18 protein-coding genes are annotated in these 20661 nt (G+C 63.3%); 5 read left to right on the forward strand and 13 right to left on the reverse strand.

Going from position 1 to position 20661, the window contains the following annotated elements:
* Positions 1-222: 222 nt before the first annotated feature.
* On the forward strand, positions 223-579 hold the full coding sequence (locus tag LGY53_RS42645) for a hypothetical protein (protein WP_225732373.1): 357 nt from the start codon (positions 223-225) through the stop codon (positions 577-579).
* Between the two features lie 43 nt (positions 580-622).
* Here the strand turns inward: LGY53_RS42645 and LGY53_RS42650 are convergent, their stop codons facing one another.
* The gene (locus LGY53_RS42650; RefSeq protein WP_225732374.1) at positions 623-1768 is read right to left on the reverse strand and encodes an IS3 family transposase; all 1146 of its coding nucleotides are present in this window, start codon (positions 1766-1768) and stop codon (positions 623-625) included.
* 883 nt (positions 1769-2651) lie between these two features.
* Complete coding sequence (locus LGY53_RS42655) at positions 2652-3527, reverse strand: hypothetical protein (RefSeq protein WP_225732375.1); 876 nt, start codon at positions 3525-3527, stop codon at positions 2652-2654.
* A gap of 385 nt (positions 3528-3912) precedes the next feature.
* Between LGY53_RS42655 and LGY53_RS42660 the strand changes: the two genes are divergently transcribed.
* Both LGY53_RS42660 and LGY53_RS42665 read left to right on the forward strand, forming a co-directional pair.
* Positions 3913-4458: a hypothetical protein gene (locus tag LGY53_RS42660; protein ID WP_225732376.1), complete on the forward strand. Its 546-nt coding sequence runs from the start codon at positions 3913-3915 to the stop codon at positions 4456-4458.
* A gap of 192 nt (positions 4459-4650) precedes the next feature.
* Positions 4651-5061, forward strand: coding sequence for a transposase (locus LGY53_RS42665; protein WP_225732377.1), 411 nt, complete (start codon positions 4651-4653; stop codon positions 5059-5061).
* Between the two features lie 96 nt (positions 5062-5157).
* Here LGY53_RS42665 and LGY53_RS42670 read toward each other — a convergent pair whose 3' ends face one another.
* The 11 genes from LGY53_RS42670 to LGY53_RS42725 form a co-directional block, all read right to left on the reverse strand.
* Positions 5158-6444 carry a DUF418 domain-containing protein gene (locus tag LGY53_RS42670; RefSeq protein ID WP_225732378.1) on the reverse strand — a complete coding sequence of 429 codons (1287 nt, stop codon included), beginning with the start codon at positions 6442-6444 and terminating at the stop codon, positions 5158-5160.
* 1085 nt (positions 6445-7529) lie between these two features.
* Complete coding sequence (locus LGY53_RS42680) at positions 7530-8762, reverse strand: IS256 family transposase (RefSeq protein WP_225732399.1); 1233 nt, start codon at positions 8760-8762, stop codon at positions 7530-7532.
* Positions 8763-9003: 241 nt separating this feature from the next.
* Entirely contained in the window at positions 9004-9609 is a 606-nt protein-coding gene (locus tag LGY53_RS42685; protein ID WP_225732379.1) for a hypothetical protein, read from the reverse strand.
* Between the two features lie 29 nt (positions 9610-9638).
* Positions 9639-10598, reverse strand: coding sequence for an MlaD family protein (locus tag LGY53_RS42690; RefSeq protein WP_225732380.1), 960 nt, complete (start codon positions 10596-10598; stop codon positions 9639-9641).
* A complete protein-coding gene (locus LGY53_RS42695) occupies positions 10595-11647 on the reverse strand; it encodes an MlaD family protein (protein ID WP_225732381.1) in 1053 nt (350 codons plus the stop codon). The genes LGY53_RS42690 and LGY53_RS42695 overlap by 4 nt, the downstream gene beginning before the upstream one ends.
* Complete coding sequence (locus LGY53_RS42700) at positions 11644-12753, reverse strand: MlaD family protein (RefSeq protein WP_225732382.1); 1110 nt, start codon at positions 12751-12753, stop codon at positions 11644-11646. The genes LGY53_RS42695 and LGY53_RS42700 overlap by 4 nt, the downstream gene beginning before the upstream one ends.
* Positions 12747-13730, reverse strand: a complete 984-nt coding sequence (locus LGY53_RS42705) for an MlaD family protein (RefSeq protein WP_225732383.1) — start codon at positions 13728-13730, stop codon at positions 12747-12749. Before LGY53_RS42705 ends, LGY53_RS42700 begins: the two co-directional genes overlap by 7 nt.
* On the reverse strand, positions 13718-14725 hold the full coding sequence (locus tag LGY53_RS42710) for an MlaD family protein (protein WP_225732384.1): 1008 nt from the start codon (positions 14723-14725) through the stop codon (positions 13718-13720). The genes LGY53_RS42705 and LGY53_RS42710 overlap by 13 nt, the downstream gene beginning before the upstream one ends.
* Positions 14722-15768: a mammalian cell entry protein gene (locus tag LGY53_RS42715; RefSeq protein ID WP_225732385.1), complete on the reverse strand. Its 1047-nt coding sequence runs from the start codon at positions 15766-15768 to the stop codon at positions 14722-14724. The genes LGY53_RS42710 and LGY53_RS42715 overlap by 4 nt, the downstream gene beginning before the upstream one ends.
* Before the next feature lie 6 nt (positions 15769-15774).
* On the reverse strand, positions 15775-16635 hold the full coding sequence (locus LGY53_RS42720) for an ABC transporter permease (protein WP_225732386.1): 861 nt from the start codon (positions 16633-16635) through the stop codon (positions 15775-15777).
* On the reverse strand, positions 16635-17480 hold the full coding sequence (locus LGY53_RS42725; RefSeq protein WP_225732387.1) for an ABC transporter permease: 846 nt from the start codon (positions 17478-17480) through the stop codon (positions 16635-16637). Before LGY53_RS42725 ends, LGY53_RS42720 begins: the two co-directional genes overlap by 1 nt.
* 563 nt (positions 17481-18043) lie before the next feature.
* On the opposite strand from LGY53_RS42725, the gene LGY53_RS42730 reads away from it, so the two are divergent.
* Together LGY53_RS42730 and LGY53_RS42735 are read left to right on the forward strand one after the other, a co-directional pair.
* The gene (locus LGY53_RS42730) at positions 18044-19048 is read left to right on the forward strand and encodes a LysR family transcriptional regulator (protein WP_225732388.1); all 1005 of its coding nucleotides are present in this window, start codon (positions 18044-18046) and stop codon (positions 19046-19048) included.
* Positions 19049-19472: 424 nt separating this feature from the next.
* Positions 19473-20306: an enoyl-CoA hydratase/isomerase family protein gene (locus tag LGY53_RS42735; RefSeq protein ID WP_225732389.1), complete on the forward strand. Its 834-nt coding sequence runs from the start codon at positions 19473-19475 to the stop codon at positions 20304-20306.
* The last annotated feature ends 355 nt before the right edge of the window (positions 20307-20661 follow it).

Here is a 20661-nt window from a genome sequence, read left to right on the forward strand (position 1 = left end):
GTTCGAACCAGGATCAACCGGACAAGGGGTCAAAATTCAGATGCCACGCAGGGGTCAGTTTTCACCCGCCGTCGACAACGATTACCTGGATTCTGGAACCGGATGCTCAGGAGGAAGCCGATGAGCTAGGCATCACGCTGCCAGAATCGCTCTGAACGGAGTGTCGATTGAACCGTCACGGATTTGGGGCCGCTTCCTTCTTTGAGGAAGATGGTCACCATTATGTCGAAGCGTTACCCGCCCGAGGTTCGTGAGAAGGCTGTTCGTCTGGTCTTGGAGCACCTCGATGAATACGAGTCCCCGTATGCCGCCGCCAAGGCGATCGGCCCGATGGTCGATGTGCATTACGAGACATCGCGGGTATGGGTCAAAAGGGCCCTCGCACAGGGTTCCTGGCCGGGCACGCAGACCTCGCCGGGTCTGTCCTCGGCCGAGCGTGAGGAGCTGGCGCGGCTGCGGAAAGAGAACCGAGATCTCAAGCAGGCCAACGAAATCCTGAAACTGGCGTCCTTAGATTCAACCTGTCAACGCAACACACTCGGCCGGAGTCCTGTAACCAAGGTGACCGGTCCTCGATAACGGGACCACCCGGCTTTGAGTCCGGGTTGTTTTCGTTCCAGTTTCAGTTGATGCTGCAGGCCATCGGGTGGTGGGTGTGGCCGCAGCGGGCAGCGTACTCGGCCGGGGTCAGATAGCCCAGCGCCGAATGCCGATGCCGCCGACTATGTTCGTCCTTGAAATCGCCGATGACCACGCGGGCTTCGAGCAGACTCGTCCAGTGGTTGCGGTTGAGGCATTCCGCGCGTAGCCGCCGGTTGAACGATTCGACGAAGCCGTTGTTCCACGGCGTGCCCGGCGGGATGTAGACGATCCCCACCCGATCAGCGCAAAACTGTTGCAGCGCACGAGAAATCATCTCCGGGCCGTTGTCCATGCGCAGCACCCGTGGTGGCCCGCCACGAGCGGTGAACACCTTCTCCAACTCGGCTACGAGCTTCTCGGCGGTGATCGAGCGCTCCACCACGTGCAGCAGGGATTCGCGGGTGTGCTCGTCGATCATCGACGCGATCTTCACCGCCCGCCCGTCGGTGGTGGAATCGAACTGAAAGTCCAACGCCCACACCACCTTCGGGGCGTCGGCCTCGATCGTCGGGACCGATGAGCACCCGGCACACTTGCGCGGCGAGTGGGCACGCACCTGCAACCCTTCCTCGCGCCAGAGTCGATGCACCTTCTTCTTGTTCACGCCCGAGCCCTCGTCGAACCGCAGCGCTGCCCAAGCACGCCGGAACCCGTGCCCTTGATGTTTCGTGGCGTAGGACCGCAGCCAGGCCCGCAAACCGGCATCCGGATCGGCCGGAGTCTGCGTGGCCGGCTGCCGCCGATACGTGGAACGAGACAGCCCAACAACCTTGCACGCGAACCGTTCCGAGAGGCCCCTGACCTCACGGAGCATGTCGGTGGCGCGACGCTTGGCGGCCGGGCTCAGAATTTTCCCTTCGCGATCTCCCGCAACGCGTCCTTCTCCAGCTCCGCGTCCGTCAGCAGCCGCTTCAACCTGGCGTTCTGCTCCCGCAGCTCCTTGAGCTCCTTTGGCGGCGTCGGTGTCCACACCGCCGTACTGGCGCCGCCAGTTGTACAGCGTCGCCGCCGAAACCCCCAGCTCCGCAGCGATCTCCTCGCCGGTCTTGCCCGCCGCCGTCAACTCGTCGGCGCGGCGCAGCTTCCGCACGATCTCCTCCGCGGAATGCCGCTTGCGTCCAGCCATGATCCCCATCGTCCCTTCCAGCCCTCACCAGGGCCAACAGGACTCTAATACCGAGTGGTCTCATTCACGGGGGGGACGGGCCACTACCTCCTGGCTGACCGGCTACCACCGACTCAACCTCCGATACGACCGCAAAGCCACCCACTTCCTGGCCTTTCTCACCCTCCCCGCGACACTGACCGGCTACAAGAAACTCGCGAAGGCAGCACCGAAATCAGCGACATGAGACACCGTCTAAATGTGGGTGTTTTCGATGAGTGACTCGAGTGAACTGGGATGGGATTCGGCCTCCCGGACTGCGTCGGCGGTGCCGGGGTATGCCCAATGGCTCGCCCACGAGCGCAACACCGAGCTGGATCGGCTGCGGTCGTTGGAAGCCATGGCGGACCCGAATTCTTTTGCATTGCTGGAACATATCGGGGTGCGCCCCGATTGGCGTTGCCTGGAGCTCGGTGGCGGTGCGGGATCGGTCGCGTGGTGGCTGGGGGAGCACTGTGCCGGTGGACGGGTGATCGTTACGGATATCGACACTAGGTTCCTCGGTGACCTTGATACGCGAGTGGAGGTGCCTCGGGATTCCCATTACCAGGAACCGGTCAGATGAATACTTGGGAAACTCGTGGAATACATCAGAGTCGCGATCAATCCCTCTCCTATAGATCCAACACGGGTGGTCTATCGGCCTCGTGGTCTCCTTTGGATAATTCGGACAGATACTCGTACAGTTTTGCGAGCGAATTACCGGTCAGGCCTGGTGTGGATGAGGACGCAATGGCCACTGTCGAGTGAGAATAACTTCAGCAGGTTACTTCTCGTGCAGCGACCATTGCCTCCTTCGGAGCGATACGCCGATATCTCACGTTTGTTCTGTGTTTGCCAGTTGTCAGTTGAGGATTCCCAGGTTGTGTAGGGTATCGGCGGCCTGGTTGATGGCCTGGTCGATCTGAGGCAGCACCGGTGCCGCAACCGGGGACAGCGCGTCGCTGGCAGTGTTGGCGATCGTGGCGGCGGGCGTGGGGGTGGTGTCGGTGAGAGAGGCGGCCGTGTGTTGGCGGGGAGCGGTGTCGTAGGCCCACGATTCCAGGTCGCGCAGGTTCTGGGCGGCCCATTCGGTGCGGGCTTCGGCGGCGGCGGTGTCACCGCCGGCCATCCCACCCTCGAGGGCGCCAACCGGGCCGCCGATCACGCCACCGGCCAGTGCGCCGATTCCGGTGCCGATTCCGGCACCAGCGAGTGGGCCGACGACCGAACCCAGAACGGCGCCGGTCACGCCGCCGATCACGGCGCCGGCGGTGCCGCCGATCACCGCGCCGATCGGGCAGCCCACCAGTACCGCGGGGAGACCGATGAGACATCCCAGCCCCATACCGACTCCGGTGCCGATGGTGGCGAAGGTGACACCTAGGATGATCGGGCCAGCGAAGGCCCCCACCGCGCCACCGACACCGGCACCGATCAGACCGCCATCGGCGGCGCCCGCGATGGCGCCTTCCCGACCGCCCTCGACCCGGCCTTTGGCCGTGCCCTCGTCCGTCCAGGCTTGTGCCAGCTCACCACGGCGCTGCTGCACCAGCGCGTTATTCTCCGGAGGGATGTATGCCGTGCTCAGCGTCCCATCGGTTCCCGGCCTGAAATCCGGCCTACCTGGCGCTAATGCCACCGTGTCCGACGCCATTGCCATCGGCGTTACAACCGGGGGCACCGGGGCGGCATTCACCGGCGCGCTTGCCAGCACGACCAGAGGAATAGCGGCGGTCATAGCAATCGAAACAGAAACTCGCATCACGAGCCCTTCCTGTTGTTGAGTTGGTCGGATTAACCGACCGACCGCGACCTTACAAGCGACAGCTAATTCTCAGCAAATGCTGTGAAGTTGCTTAATTCCCGTCTGCTCCCAATAAATGCCGTCTACCAGGAGAAATGAGAAGTCTTGGTGGCCGGAAAATGAGGATAAGGGATATCACCAATGTGTCGAGGCGCTGGGCGGGAATTGTGCTGGTCGCCGTTTACGGCGTGGTCGACACTGCGCCTCCGATCTGTTTTGCTTATCGGTCCCAGATCTGGAACCTATTGGACTAATCATATGAGACCGCACATACTGATAGCTGATGAATTGCACATGGCCGCATCTTGAGGGAGTTCGTATGCCGAGTCAGGTTGTACTGGCGGACAAGGTGCTCTCGGAGTCGGAATGCACCGCAGTTATTAATGCACCGATCGAGCAGGTGGACATCGCCGAATGGCTTCTGAATCTGCCCGAAGCCGAGTATCAGCGCTGCGCGCCGCCGGATCACATCGCCGCCGGCTACACTACGACCGACGATGGGCGACCGATGTCCATCAACGTCGAACAGATCGGCTCCGGTCTGATGATCCAGCACTACGTCGGCGAGGTCACAGACAAGCATCTATGCAGGATGGTGTCGCTGTCGGACGTGTTCACCCCGCAGGGCCGCAGCACGGTCGAGGTCACGTGGACGTTGAGTGTGACGCCGATCGACCCCCACAGCTGCGAGTACCGCAACAGCGTGCGCGCGCTGGCCACGTCGGAATTCATGGAATTCATCGCCACCCAAGGGATCAGCTTCGAGCAAGCAGCTGCGGCTCGGCAAACCGCGTCCGGCGACCATAACCGGCGTGAGACGCCGCTGTTCGCGAAGAGCATCGAACGCAAAGCGCTCACCAACTAAGGCGGATGCTGCTGCCGCCGTCGTTCGGCGTGACGGTCCCGGCTGCGAATCGCCGGTTCGCAGCCGCGACCGAAGCCGGGGTGTGGCGGCGGCTGCACCGCGCGGTACTGGACGAGTTGAGCAGCCGGGCTTGATCGACTGGTCGCGGGCGGTAGTCGACGCGGGATCGGGCCGAGCGAAAAAGGGGCGATCTTGACCGGTCCCAACCCGACCGATCGCGGCAAGCCCGGCTCGAAGCTGCACGTGCTGTCCGATCGCACGGGAATCCCTGTGGCCATAGCGATTTCGGCCGCCGATGTCCATGACTCCCAGCGGTACGATCGCGACGCGGACCGCGTCGCGCAAACCGGCCAAGCTGCACGCGGAAAAGACTACGACCAATCCGAACTGCGGCAGTGGGTGCGCCGACGCGGTATCGCCGTCCGCATCGTCCGCAAAGATATCGAGTCCACCGAGCATCTCGGCCGTCGCAGGTGGGTGATCGAGCGCGCCGTGTCGTGGCTGACCAGCTACCACCGGCTCAATATCCGCTATGACCGCAAAGGAATTCATTACCTGGGCTTCCTGAGACTGCGGGCCGCGCTCACTGCTTCAAGAAACTGATGAAGGCGAAATCGGCCATGTGCGGCGCCGTATTAAGCGCCTACAAAGTAGGATTTCCTATAATTACCATTTACTACAAAACCGGATGACCGATTTTTAATTCTCACCTTCGGTAGGTGCATTGATGAGGTTTCTCCGTTGGCGAACCCAACCCTTGTTCGCTGCGATCGCGAGTCGGATCGTTATCTCGTGGAGCAACCATTCTGCCGGTCCACGACGGAAGAAACTTCGCCATAAGGTTGCCAGTATCAGCGAGCTGAGCACGAACACCGACAGAAGTGCCCACGATGGACGATGCAGAACCCCAACGGATATCGCGGTGGCACCGTACGATACCGGCATCAGTATGTGAAGTCCGATCATTTGCAGGATGTACAAGCTCAGCGAACATGATCCCGCGCAGCTCAATGGATGCATTGCGATCCGTAACGGACGCTGTGCGGCGAGTAGCGCACCGATGACCATCAGCGCCACGCCAGTTGCGCCCAGCACTTCAAACGCAGTGCCGGAATGTGGTGTGGCCACTGTCAGCCACCACCAGCTGTTGGTGCCGACGGTCCCGAACGCACTTGCATCGAGGATGTCCTCGGGTCTGAGACCCGGCTCCACCGTGCCCAACGCGGCACTGACCGTGTCGATCAGATGCTGCCTCCCGCCGAAGGGATGCTGCGCAACCCACGATCCCCCATATCCAACACCGGCCGAGACCAAACCGACGCCGATCACCACACGCGGACGCACCGACCGGATCCCAAGCCTCCCCACGGTGAGGCCTGCCAATAAAAATGGCATCCAGGTAAGCGCTGGGTAGGCACCTGTCAGCACTAGCATCACACCCAACTCACGCAACCCGGCAAAGGAACCGAACATCGAGAAGGTCGGGCTACCACCGAATGTGGTCTGGTGAATGTGCGCACGAATCAGGAATGAAAGAATGGGCCCGCCGATCGCCCACGTCAGAGTCAGGGTAGCCAAGCTACGTAAACTCAACCACAGTAGAGGTAGCGCCAATAAGAAGTAGATGCCGTAATAGACTAGTATTACCGATACTGAAGTGTGCAGTTCCGTCAGTGCCAGACCAATCGCAGCGATAAGCACCGCTCGCCCTGCGATCCGTACCAGCGTTTGCCGTGCCGAAACTCCGACTGGCACCTGCTCACCACCCGAGAGCAAGGCTAGCGAAACGCCCGCAAGGACAGCAAACAGGGCTGCGGATCGCCCCGAGAAGACATCCAACCATTGTGAACCGGACTGTCCGCGTTGTGGCCCGACATGCACTGCAAACATACCGAGTATCGCTACGCCGCGGGCTGCGTCCAGACCGACAACACGTGGCAACAATCCAGTACGGTCATGTCCAGTGCTGACTGTTGCAGCCGTCATTGTTTACCTTTCACCAAAAGCCGACCGAAGGCAAGCTTCATAGAACACCAGCAGGAGCGTTTAAACTGATAAAATTGGGCATTCACAACGCGCGGATCTCCAGTCTTGTACTGCGGCCGGCATCCCTGAGTGCATAATGCCCAACTGGGACGCGTCTGTAATTTATCGAGCGTAGCGCCAGCCTACAATCCGAAACACCTGCTCATCGACAATGCCTCCTGTTGCGGCGATAAATGATTCCACCACCGCGATCTAACGCCAGCATAACTGTGACTCGGGTTGTACAGAAATGTCCAATAGGTTCTCGATCTGCCAGCCATAAGCACATCAGATAGCCAAGCAGTTGTAATCTGACCAGAAAATACACCGTGCCTAGGTCGCGACGGACGTATCATCGCAGGTACGCGACCCGTCACTCAGAGGCATCGGTACGAATCAACCTCGTGCGTACCCGGCATCCCTAATTCGAGGGCGCGCTTGTCATGCCATTTTCACGCCCCGCGGCGTCCCCAGGACAGGATGACTCAGAGATACACAGTCTTCCGATTACCGACTGCCCGGTTATCGCACGCCACCGCGCGCCATTGCTTGGCCCGGTTGAATGTCCGTTCGACCACGTTGCGGCATTTGTAGGCCGCGGTATCGAAGTTCGGCGGGCGCCCGCCGCTACGGCCTTTACGTTTGCGGTCGGCGATCTGATCGGTGCGTTCGGGTATCACAGTTGGGATCTATTTGCGCCGCAACAGGGTTCGTTTGGACACCGCCAAGTACGCCTTATCGGCGATGGGTGTAGCTCCGTTGGAAGGACTTTGATCAAGCAGCGAGTTGATCGTCGGGGTGTATTCGCTGGTGTTCGCGGGCGAGATGGTAGGCCCAGTAGTCGGGTAGATCGCCGTTGTCGTTGAGTGCCCGGAGGGTGCCGATCGCTTCGGCGCCTTCCAATCCCCAACGCGCGCCGCATAATTCGAGTCGATCGGCAACAAGATGGCGGGTAGGCTCGGCCGAGCGGCGAGGTGCCAGCGGTGTGCTGGCCCTTTTCCGCTCGACGGGTCTGTCCAGATAACGGTGTAACTCGGGTTGATTGGTTATCTCCGTCGGGCGGTGAGTCGGCCTTCGAAGGTGATGTCGTAGGCGTTCAACGCCGCTTTCCATCGGGTGATCCACCGTTTCTGGCCCTCGCCGGTGGGATCGAGGGCCATGACCGCGAGGTAGACGCATTTCAGGGCGGCTTGCTCGTTGGGGAAATGGCCGCGGGCGCGGACCGCGCGGCGGATGCGGGCGTTGACCGACTCGATCGCATTTGTTGAGCAGACGACCCGCCGGATCTCGGTGTCGAAGGCCAGGAACGGTGTGAACTCAGCCCATGAGTTCTCCCAAAGCCGAACGATCGCAGGATATTTCGTGCCCCAAACCTCGGCGAACTCGTAGAGCCGTTCCAACGCCGCGGCCTCGGTCGACGCGGTGTAGACCGGCTTCAACGCCTTGGCGATCACAGCCCAGTCCTGGCGCCCGGCATAGGAGAACGACGCCCGCAACAGATGAACGATGCAGGTCTGGACCACCGCAGCCGGCCAGGTCTGCTCGATCGCCTGAGGCAAACCCTTGAGCCCGTCGCAGACGAGCATGCAAACATCCTCGACGCCACGGTTTTTCAGCTCGGTCAGGATCTGCAACCAGAACTTCGCGCCCTCGCCACCATCCCCGGCCCAGAGTCCGAGGATCTCGCGGCCGCCCTCGACGGTGACCGCCAACGCGACGTAGATCGGCCGGTTGGCGACCTTGCCGTCGCGGATTTTCACGTGGATGGCATCGAGGAAGATCACAGGATAGACCGGGTCCAGGGGTCGGTTCTGCCATTCGGCCATCCCGTCCATCACCTTGTCGGTGATCGTTGAGATCGTCTGTTTGGAGATGTCGGCGCCATAAACCTCGCGCAGATGCGCGCAGATCTCGCCGTGGGTCAGGCCCTTGGCCGACAGCGACAGCACCATGTTCTCCACACCGTTGAGGCGGCGCTGGCGTTTGCGCACGATCTGTGGTTCGAAGCTGGCATCGCGGTCGCGCGGGACGTCGATCTCGACCGGGCCGACGTCGGTCACGATCGTTTTCGACCGGGTTCCGTTGCGCGAGTTCGGTGTTCCCCGACCGGCCGGGTCGCCGTGGTCATAGCCGAGGTGGTCGGTGATCTCACCCTCCAACGCGGACTCGACCACCAGTTTGGTCGGCTGCCCCAGCAATCCGTCTTCGCCGGTCAATTGCAGCCCGCTGGCGCGGGCCTGGGCCACGAGCTGGCCCACCAGCTCGGCGTCGACCGCCATCGTCTTCGGTTTCCTGGGTCTGCCCACCGCGTCAGTATCGGCCAGCTCGCCAGCCATCACATCAGAATCCATGTGCCACTCCTTAATTCGGAGTTACACCGTTGTTCTTACAGTCCCGGCTGAGATCGAACATGAAGCGCTGGACCTGATGACGGCGCTCCGGGATATGTGGTGTGGTTCAAGCGATCTCGGGCAGATCGAATCGCGAGGTCCCGGCCGCTGGCTCATCTGGCGATTATTGTTATTTGATGGGGAGTGGACCGTCGGGTCCGCCGACGTCGGTGATCTTCCAGTCGGAGTTTTTGTCGATGGTGACGTTGTAGGTCACGGTGGTTCGGCCGCCGTCGGGGTTTTGGGCGTTGGTGGAGCTGACGTCTATGAAGACGTCGACTTGGTAGATGGCGTTGGTTCGGGATATCACCTTGGCGGTGACCGGTGTTGCGGTGGAGGTCCATTTCAGGGGTACCAGGATGTCGTGCAGTTTGGGTGCGGTGCTGGCGAATTTCTGGGCCAGTTGCGGGGTGGTGCCGGCCTGGAGTCGGCTCAGCCAGGCGTTGAGGTCTTGGTAGTCGATGGTCGACGCGCCGACGGCGTAGGTGGTGGCGGCCTGTTCGGCGTGCCGGTCCGCGGTCGCGTCGGCGGCGTGGTCGGCCAGTTCCGTGCGTGCGGCCCAGAGGAATCCGGTCAGTACGCATACCGCGATGACGAGTAGGGCGAAGCCCGCGCCCCAGCCCAGGGTGGCGACCGGGATCGAAATCGTTGCGGTGTGGCGGGTTTTCGCGGGCGCTGGTTTGGCAGGTGTTGTGGCGGAATCGTCGTGGCGGTCGGGTTCTGTTTCGGTGTCCATGGCTGCTCCGATCGGGTGGGCGGGCACGGTTATTTGATGGTGATCTGCAGGTGCAGCGCGCCGTCGTCGCTGGTGGTGGCCAGTGCCTGGGTGATGAGCGCGCTGAGGTCGATGCGGCCTGCGACGCCGGTGGCGGTGGTGAGGAGGGGTTGTAGTGCGGGGGCGAGGGTCTGTAGGTCGGGGCCTGCTCGGTGCAGCCATTGCGTGAGACGTTCGGCGAACGGGATGAGTCCGGTGCCGGTGAGGTAGTCGTCGGGGATCTGGCCGGTGGTGGCCAGTCGTCCGATCGCTGCGGCGCCTTCGCTGATTTTGGGCCCGAATCCGGCCCAGGGGCCGGAGGCCGCTGACAGTGCGGCGCCGGCCCAGTCCAGATCCGTTGCGGGTTTTTGGAGTTCGTCGAGCAGGTCGCGGATGGTCTGGGTGCGGCTGAGCATGGTGGCGGCGAGCAGGTCGGTGGATCGGGCCAGTTGGGGAATCACGGATTCGGTGCCGGCGAGGCCTGTGGAGAAGGTGTCGATGATCGACTTGATGACTTGCGGATCGAGCTGGTTCAGCAGGTCGGTGAGGGCGCGGGCGAATTGCGGGATGGAGGTGGGTGTGCGAATGGTCGCGGTGTCGATGGTGTCCCCGTCGTGCAGGTAGGGTCCGCTGTCGGCGGCCGGGATGAACTCGATGTCGGGTTCGCCGAGGAATGATTGGTTATCGATGCGGACCGTGCTCGCGGCCGGGATGCGGTAGGTGTTGTCGATCCGCATGGTCACCTCGACCGCGCCGCGGGTGTGGGTCACCGCGGTCACCTGTCCCACGCGGACCCCGGACAGCAGCACGGGTGAGCGTGGCAGCAGCCCACCGGAGTCGGACAGCTGCATGGTGGCGGTCAGGTGCCCGGTGAACCAGTCCACCCGCACCACATCGAGGAGCACATAGGCGACACAGATGACGAAAATTGTTGCGACGGAGGCGAGTGAGGCCACGGCGCCGCGGGTCATCGGACCACTCCGATCATCCGCAGTTCGGTGATGATGCGGGCGATCTGATCGTCGACCGACAGGGGTGCGGCATCGATCTGCGCCTGGGTGATGTTCACCTTGGGGCCGTGCTCGGCGAAGGGGAGGATCTTGTTGTGCAGCAGCGCGGTCAGCGCGGCCAGATTCGATGGGGCGGACAGGTCGAGCGGATCGTCGGCGAACAACAGCGGCACCACCGCCTTGGTCGCCGCGTCACCGGAGCGGGCCAGCGGTGCGAGCCAGGCGATCGAATGTGCGGCGGCGCCCATCCCGCCGAGGATCCCGATGGTGGTCACCAGCGATTTCACGTCGTCGGTCAATTGGACCGCGCCCTCGGGGGTGAGCATTTCCGAGAGTGCGTCGCGATTGTCGACCGCGGCGCCGACGTCGGTCTGCACCGCATCGAGGAACGCATCGACCTGCGCGAGGTTGGCCGCGATGTCTCTGGCATCGGTACCGAGCACGTCGGCGATGCGGGCGGTGTCGTCTGGACTGGCCGGTGCCACCGCGTTGGCGTGGTCGATGATGTCGTTCAATTGGTGCAGGGCGCCCCCGTTGACGAAGGTCGCGATGCCGGACATCAGGTCTTCGACCTGGAGCGCGGGCTTGGTCTGCCGCAGTGGAATACTTCCGCCGGGCGGGATGGTCGCGCCGGTGCCCGCCGGTGCCGACAGCTCGATGAAGATGTCGCCGAGCACTGTGTTCTGGCGCAGTTGCGCGGTGGTGTCGGCCGGAAGTTGCACCGAGTCGGTGATGTCGACGTCGGCATCGACGTATCCGGGTCCGGTGGGAGTCGGCCCGACCACGGTGACGGCACGCACGTCGCCGACGTGGACGCCGTTGGCCATCACCTTCGCCTGGGCTGGCAGGTTGAGGGTGTTCGCGAACTGGATCCGCACCCGGTAGGTGGGTCCGGGCACGTTGGCGCCGGGCACTCGGATGGCGGCGGGATCGACGACGCACCCGGCGAGGCTCACGATGCATGCGGTCGCGAGCGCCAGCCCGGAGGTGACGGCGCGCCCGCGTGTCATCGCGCACCTACCGGGCCGAGTACCAGTGGCACCACGTCGATGCCGGTCAATCCGTTGGCCGGGTTCGGGCAGCGCCCGGTGGTCAGTGCGTTGGCGGCCGCGCAGATACGGTCGGCATCCTGTTGGGGCAGTGCGGTTTTCGATGGGGCGATGGCGAGGGTGATCCGGCCGGTGTGCGGGTCGATCGACTGTTCGAAGGCCGATACCAGTGGTGGGATCGTGGCGATGATCTGTTCGAGTGTGCCCACGTTGGCTCCCAGCAGCCGCAGATAGGGGATGGCGGCATCGAGTCCGTCCAGGATTGCGCCGCCGTAGGTGGTGGTGATGTCGTTGACCCACGGGATGATCGTGGCGATCGAGTCGCCGATCGAAACGATTTGGCTCCACAGCGAGTTGAACAGGTTCAGCACGGGGGCGAACTGGCGCAACATGACGGCGATGTCGTCCCAGTTGCCGGAAATGCTGGACGACAGCGAATTCAGGTCGTCGACCAGTGAACCGATGTGGCCGATCGCGGTATCGGGTGCGGAGAGGGCGCCGGCGAGCTGTTTGATCAGCTCGTTGAGCTTGGGTCCGGTGCCGGAGGTGGCGGTGCCGATGGCCGCGATCGCGTCGCGGATGTGTTGCAGTCCAGCCGCTTGCGATCCGTCGCCGAGTTCGGTGGTGAGTGTGGTCAGCGCGTCCAGTGTCTCGGTGACGGTCTTCGGGGTGGCTGTCTTGGTGATGCACCGGTCCGGATTCCATCGTGTGTGTGCGGCTCGATCGGCGAGCACCGCGAGCCCGCGATCGGCGACGACGGTGTCGGAGACCGTGGCCGCGGATACGTCGCCGGTCAGCGGATAGTTCGCGTCCATCTCGAATTCGACTCGGACGGAACGTCCTTCGGGCCGGATGCCGGTGACGCTGCCGACGGCGATACCGCGTTCGGTGACTTGGTTCCCGACGTATAGGCCGACCGCGTCGGGCATTACCGCGCAATAATGCAGCATTTTCTTCGCCGGGTTGTGCAGGAGGAAATAGCCTGACGCGACAATGATGGCCGCGATCGTGGCAACGGCGATCGAGGCGAATCCCGGTGTGGCGAGCAGTCGCCGTAGCGTCAGCATCGTTGCCCCGGAAGCGGAATGCAAAGCGGGGAGGCGCCCGCGGGATCCGGTGGGGGAGCCGTGCCGGGCGCAATCAGCTGCCGTAGCCGGTCGCTCATATCGTGAATCGCCCGCAGCGCGGCGTCGAGTTTCGCACCGAGCCGTTGCAACGCGGGAATGGCCTCGGCGAGTTTGTCGGCCAGCGGTTGCAGGACATCGTGCCAGCTCGGTTCGAGTGCCGCGATGCGGGCCAGCAGCTGTGCGGTGACGTCGACCGCGGTCAGCACCTCGTCGCGTTTGGCCAGCGCCACTGATTCGAGCTTGCCGAGTCGTCTGACGAATTCCCCGAGCTTGGATCGGTTCACATCGACCGTGGTGAGGTATTCGTCGGTCACCGCGAGAGCGCGCGATACCTCGGCGTTCTGCTTGTCGAGGATGTCGACGATCGATTTCGTCGCATCGCCGATGCGCCGCAACGCGTCCGGACTGCCGGCCAACGCCGTCTGCAGGGCGTCGAAGGTTTTGCGCAGCGTCTCACCGTCCACCTCGGCGATCGGTGCCGTCGCATCCTGCATCGCCCGGACCAGACTGTAGGGAAGCTGGACGCGATCGGCCGGAATCGGCGTGCTGCCAAGTGGTTTCATTCCGCTCGGGAAGGCGGCCACGTAGTGACCGCCGACGATGGTGAGCAGCCGGATCTGCAGCGTGGTCTGGTCGCCGATGAACACGCCGCGGTCGACGGTGAACGTCATGCGCACGGTGTCGGGTCGTAGTCGCAGAGAGGTGACCGTGCCGACCGGCACCCCGGCGATCCGGACCTGGTCACCGGTCTTCACCGATTCGGCGTCCGACAATTCGGCCGTGTAAGTGGTTTTGCCAGGCGGAAATACATAGAACGCACCGGTCGCGACCAGGAGCACGGCGATCGCGATCACACACGCGACGCCGAACCGCAGTTCGCGGCGCCGCTGTGTCGTTTCGCGATTCAGCCGTTGCACAGTGTCACGCTCCGGCCCCCGATCAACACCCGCAGTATTCCCGGCGCGGACGCCGTGCCCTTCGAACAGCGCAGCTCGACACCTGCGCCCGGGTTCGGTATCAGCGCGTCGAGTGCCTGCAGCAGACCCGGCAGCTTGCCGAGCAGATCCATCGCCGCCGCCGGGTCGGGGAACACCTGCCGCAAGTCCTGTTCCAGAATCGGATTCATCGGATAGGTGAGCCCTAGGGTGGCGGCGATGCTGTTGATCGGACCCAGTACGGGCGGGGCGATCTCGGCGAAATCGATCAGGCCGTCGACCTTCTGCTGCAGGGCGGTGGACACGTCCTGAAGACCGTTCAGCAGGACGACAAGATTCGGTGCGCGGCCGCTGACCCGGCCGAAGATGTCGCTCAGATTGCCGACCACCCCCGACAGCAGGGCCTGCCGCTGCATCAGATACTCGCTGAGCTTCTCGATCGCGTCCAACGCAGGCCCCAGACCCGAGCCGTTGCCCTGCAGGGCAGCGAGAATGGTCTGCGCGAAGTGATTCAGCGCGCCGGGGGAGAATTCGGCCAGCACCGGTTCCAATCCGTTGAACAGCGCGGTGATATCGAACGAGGCGACCGTGTGGTCGGTGCCGATGGTCGCGCTCGGCCGCAGCTCGGCACCCGGCGGCGCCTGCTGCTGCACGTCGATGTATCGCTGGCCGGTCAGTGCCTGGAACCGGATCGCCAGCACGCTCGATCCGTACAGGGGATGGCCGCGCTGCACGGTGAACCGGACCAGTGCGTCGGTGCCGTCCAGCGAGATCGAGACGACCTTGCCGACCTGCACCCCGAACATGCGCACATCGTCTTGTGCGGCAAGCCCGTCGGCGTCGGTGAACACCGCCCGGTACATGACGGTGTCACCGGCGACCGGCCGGGTGATGACCTGCAGGACCACGACCAGCAGCAGCACCATCGCCACCACGAATACCCCGAATCGCAACGCCACGGCCGATACCGATCTCATCTGCCGCCCTCCGATACCGAAAGTTGTTGTCCGAGGGGCACGGTCAGCGCGGGCAGCCCGCGCAGGACGATCGCGAGGTCGAGTGCCGGCCCGTCGGGTGCGTCGGTGAACATCCGGTCCAGCCGCGCGAGCAGTTCCCGCAGCTGCGTGCGTGACGTTGCGGGTGTGGGAACGGTGTGCGCGATGGCGTCGGCCAGCGGGGCCAGCATGTCGGCGTAGCCGGACAGATGATCGTGCGCGGCGTCGGCCGCCCGCGCGAACTCCGGGAAGATCTGATCGGTGAGCAGTGCGATGGCGGCGTCGTAGCGGGGACGGTCGGTCTCGAGGATCTGGATGCCGAAGATGGCATCGAACAGCCTGAACGTGGCGGAGGTGAAATCGCCTGCGCCGGACAGCAACCCGCCGTACTGGCCGAACAGGTACGACGAGGCGTATCGCTGAGTGTCGGCGACCGCGCGGCTCAGCATGACGATGGTGTTCAGGATCGGGGTGAACGATCGCAGATCCTCGTTGAATTTCGTCAGCAGCGCGGTGAGATCCGGGGTGAGGACCTGGTTGGCGGTCTGGGCGAGTGAACGCAGCAGTGCGCCCATGGTCGCGTCGTCGACTCGGGTGGCGCGCGGGCCGGTCAGGTCGATCAGCTCGCCGTCGCGCAGCGGAGCACCGCCCGTAGTGTGCCGCAGGACCAGCGTGGCGACACCGAACAGATTCGACGGCGCGTATTCGACTTCGAAGGTGTCGGTCAGCTCGTCCGCCTCGGATCGGTTGAGCGCCAACGTGATCAGTTGATCACCCTGGCCGGTCCGCGCGACGGTGTCGATGCTGCCGATATCCACGCCGTCGAGTTGCACGGTGGTACCACCGGTCATGCCGTCCCCGAGCTGTGCCGTGCGGACAACGACGCGTAACCGGCCGGCCTCGGGATTCGGCCCGGTGCGGCTCCAAACCAGCGTCACGACAACGACAATCACCACGACCACGACACCGAGAATCCGCGAGCGGCGCCGATCGACGGTGACTCCGGGTAAACCGTAGACGGGCATCGGCGATCACCCCGTGAACCTGATCGGGCTGCCCGCACCCCAGAACAGCAGGGTCAGCGCCATGTCGAGCACGATGATCGCGACGAAGCTGGCGCGCACCGCCCGCCCGCAGGCGATGCCGACGCCCTCCGGCCCACCGGAGGCGAAAAACCCGTAGTAGCAATGGATCAGAATCACAGCAACAGCGAACACCAGGATCTTCACCAGGGCCGCGAAAATATCCCAGGCACTGGTGAACTGGAAGAAGTAGTGGTCGTAGACACCGCGGGCCTGGCCGTGCAGCACCACCACCACGGCCGAGGAGGCCACATAGCTGAGGATGAGGGCGATCAGGAAGGTCGGCACGATCGCCACCGCGCCCGCGATCACCCGCGTCGTGACCACAAACGGGACCGACCGCAGGCCCAGCGATTCGATGGCGTCGAGTTCCTCGCTGATCCGCATGGCGCCGATCTCGGCGGTCATCCGGCAGCCCGCCTGCGCCGCGAACCCGATGGCCGCCGCGATCGGTGCGAGCTCGCGGGTATTGGCGAATGCCGACACCACGCCCATCACCGGTCCCAGGCCGACCATGTTCAGCAGGGCGAACGATTGAATACCTACCACCGCACCCATAGCCAGGCCGAGCACGATCAACATCGGCACGGTGCCACCGCCGACGATGATCGACCCGCGACCCCAGGTCACGTCGGTGATCGTCCGCAGGGTCTGCGCCCGATACCGGCGCAGGGTCAGCGGCATCGAGGAAAACACCTGCCACACGAAACTCGTCGCGAACCCGACCGATTCGAACGGAGTAAACCGGGACCTGCGGTTGAGCCGATACAGCCAACGCAGCCCAGGTGGTTCATACGGTGCGGCGGTCATCAGTCGACCCGCCCCGGGAAAAACATCGTCGCCAACTGTGTGAGTACGACATTCACCACGATGATCGCGGCCACCGACAACACGACGGCCGCGTTGACACCGTCGGCCACGCCGCGCGGGCCGCCGCGGGCCTCCAGCCCACGCTGGCAGGCAACGACCACGACGAGAAATCCGAACAGAACGGCCTTGAGCATCGAGATCCAGACGTCGCTGACCACCGTGAACGACCCGAAGGCCGCCCAGTAGCTGCCCGGCGTCACATTCTGCGCACCGATCGCGACGCCATAGCCCGCGACGATGCCGACAAAGATGATCAAGATGTTCAGCAGCGGCGCGACCAGCACAATGGCGACCACCCGCGGGACCACGAGATGCCGGACCGGATCGACGCCCATCACCCGCAACGCGTCGATCTCCTCCCGGATCGTCCGCGAACCCAGATCGGCAGCGATGGCCGAAGCACCCGCACCGCCCAGCAACAACCCGGTCACGATCGGGGCACCCTGCTGGACCACGCCGACCCCGCCCGCCGCCCCGATCAGCGAATCCGCGCCCAACTGATGAATCAGATTGCCGACCTGGATCGCGACGACGACCCCGAACGGCACGGCCATCAACACCGCGGGCACAGCGGTGACCGCGATCAAATACCACGCTTGACGCAGGGTCTCCCGCCACGGAAACCGCAGCCTGACCATTTCAGCGGCCGTGGCCCGCACGGTATCCAGGGCGAGGATGCCCGCACGCCCCAACGTGCGCAAACCAGACTCGACCGTACCGGACAGGTTTTCCCAGGCAATCCGTACGGCACTCGAGCCGCCCGCATGTGAAAGCTGTGGCTTCATTGTCCATCCACCTGGACCGGCACCAACGACAAGCCGAAGCGATCAAGGTCGGTACCCGTCTTCGGATCCGACCACCCGAAACCCGTTACCCAGCCAACGCCCACTCATGGTAGATCACGCCGACTCTCCAACTAGCCGAAGCGTGAAATTCGAGTCAGCTCACGCGATTTGGTTGAAATCCGCGAACCGGGCGATGGCGGTGGGGCCGCCGTTCTCATCTGAAAGCGTCGCGAAGAAGACCGCATCGGGTGTGCGGATTTCGGCAGGCGGGTCGACACACCAGTGTCGCGCATGCGCCACTCGGTCATCGGCGACGAGTACAGGCCTGTGGCAGCCGCCGCTTGCCGACCACGCCGGGGTCGAGGCGCGGGGTGCGTGACCGTGGCGATGAACGGACGCTGGAGGGTCGTTTCTGCCTCGCCGAGTAGGAGAGGAGGTCTGTGGCAGCACGCGCAGCGAGTTCGGGCCCGAAGTCATCGCTAGCAAAGTTCCAGTTAACATACCGTCATGTGCTCCGATAACCCGATCGGTGACCGCAAACCAGAACAGGTAGGACGTCGGGTATGGAACTACGGACTCTGGAGTACTTCGTTGCTGTTGTCGAGGAGGGCTCGTTCACTCGTGCCGCTGTGCGGTGCAGGGTCGCGCAATCGGCGATCAGTCAACAGATCAGGCGCCTCGAACGCGAACTGGGCGAGTCGCTGCTCGAGCGCGGGCCGCGGCATGTGGTACCCACCTCGGGTGGACGTGCGTTGCTGCCTATGGCACGCGAATGTCTCGACGCGGCTGCTCGGGCGACCTCGGAGTTCGCGGCTCGCTCGGGGCTGCTGCGGGGCGAGTTGAACATAGGGACGGTTACCGGTGTGGAGAACACCTTCTTGCCGAAAGTTGTGGGTGCTTTCCACAGTAGACATCCTGACGTCGGCGTGCAGTTGACCGAGGGGCGCAGCATGCCGCTACTGGCGATGGTGCGCAGCGGCGGCCTCGATGCGGCTGTGATCTGCGCACCGCTCGGCCTCCCGGGCGACGTTGCTGCACGCACCGTTCTGCAGGACGGTGTTGTCGCTGTCGCGGCATACGATTGTGAACTAGCGCGGAATCCCGAAGTGACGTTGCAGGAGTTGATCAGCCATCCAATCATTACGTACAGTTCGGACAGCGGCCTGAGGCCGGTTATTGAAAGCGCGTTCACCGAACAGGGGCTGGCCCTGCAGGTCAGTCATGCCTGCAACGATGTCGGGTTGCAGGCGGCGCTCGCCGCACACCACGTCGGTATCGCCCTTTCAGCCGGATCTGACCCGGCGCTACATGCCGCCGAACATATTGCGGTACTTCCTCTATCCCCGGCGCTTCCATTCCAGAAGATCCTGATCTGGCGTAGCGCGGTCCCCCCGAACGCTGTGCTCGACGCTTTCCTCAAGGTGACGGCACCCTACTTCATAGAGCTGTCGGCTGATGCGGATCAGTTCGAGCGTGCTGAGGTGATTCGCCTGGAAACGGTGCGCCAGTCGGGGCCGGTGGCCTGCTCTGCCGAGGATCGAAGCGATCCTCGAACCGGTCGGCATTGATTGCGCGCCTGATTGCTTGCGATGGGGTGGACGGTGTGTCGACGATTGTCGGGGTGACGATGTCGTCTGGTGGAATGTGGCTGATCGGCCCCGTATCATTCGGCGGCTTCGCCGTGGAGGTCTGCTCCCCGGTGACCAGGCAACTCCAATGCACTGAACGGCTTGTTTCTGGCACTTGGACGCTCCCTTCTTGGGCGTTTGATTAAAGGGCTTCGGAAAGACTTTGGATGCAGCTCCGGTCGAGTCCGATACATTGTCGAGATGGGACCCATAAGCAGAACAGGTGGGGATTGATCGGATCTATTGCAACCACTGTGGCAATCATTCAGTTATAATCGGCTCGGTCAAAGTAATCGCTGGGATGGTGACTGTTCCATCGATGCCGCTAGCCAGATTTCGAGTGCGATTCCGAGGAGGCGGGTAGATGAGTTATAGCGGGTACAAGGGCTTGCAAGTAACGACGACCGGCGGCGTAGCTACGGTGACCATCGAGAATCGCCCGATAAATTTGCTCGATGAAGCGCTGTTCTCGGAGCTGGAGGCATTCGCCCATGAAGTCGAGCTCGACAGTGATATCCGGGTCGTGGTCTTCAAGAGTGCAGACCCGGATTTCTTCATCGCCCACTTCGATCTGCGGGAGTTGATCGGGATCCCGCCATCTATCCGTTCGGAATCCCTGCCGCCCGGCTTGGCTCGCATGGAGTTGTTCCGTCGGCTTCCTCAGCTCACCATTGCACAGTTGGAGGGGCGCGCTCGCGGTGCCGGAGCCGAGTTCGCCGCGGCTTTAGACTTGCGTTTCGCAGCGTCCGGTAAGGCTGTGCTGGCGCAATTCGAACCGAAGCTGGGGTTGATCCCGGGGGGTGGTGGGAGCCAGTATCTGACGGAACTGGTGGGGCGCGCGCGGGCTCTGGAGCTCATTCTGAGTGGTCAGGATGTGGACGCAGACTTGGCCGAGCGGTATGGATGGGTCAACCGCGCGGTGCCCGCGGAGAGCATCGATACTTTCGTTCAGGAATTCGCTACGCGTGTGGCGGCGTACCCAGGGAGTGCTTTGCGGGCAGCGAAACGCGCCGTTAACGCCGTTGGGGAAATTCCGCGCTATCAGAGTTTGATCGAGTCATGGGATCTAGCGACAGCACAGTTGTCGAGCGATACCGCGAAGAAACGCATGGATGTATACCTGAACCGTGGCGGCCAAACTCGCTCCGTGGCATTGAATCTCGACCCGCTTCTCGATGGGCCCGTCAGCCGAGCCTAAATGGATCGCGTTTCATCTACCAGTACCATGATGAGATTTTTTCCTTGCTGAAGTAGTGTCGGTCATCGGTGTCCGAACCGGCGCATTTTCCTTCGGTATGGGTCTTCCTTCGGTGTTCCGCAGTTGGTCTGCGAGCGCCATGTATCGTGCGGGCGACAACAGCTCCTCCGGCGACAGCTTTGTGCAACTGGACATGGCCGACGGTCGGCTCCGATGACCGGTGGCCCGCGACTCAGCAGGCGAGTTCGGACGTGCGTCCTCGACCTTCACCAGGGTTGAATCTGACAGGGACGCATCCGATATGCGATTCGGCCGCCAAGCGTTCAGTGTCTGGCGGGCCTCGGTCCGCCAGCTG

This window comes from Nocardia sp. JCM 34519.1, assembly GCF_020361265.1.
GTDB lineage: Bacteria > Actinomycetota > Actinomycetes > Mycobacteriales > Mycobacteriaceae > Nocardia > Nocardia arthritidis_A.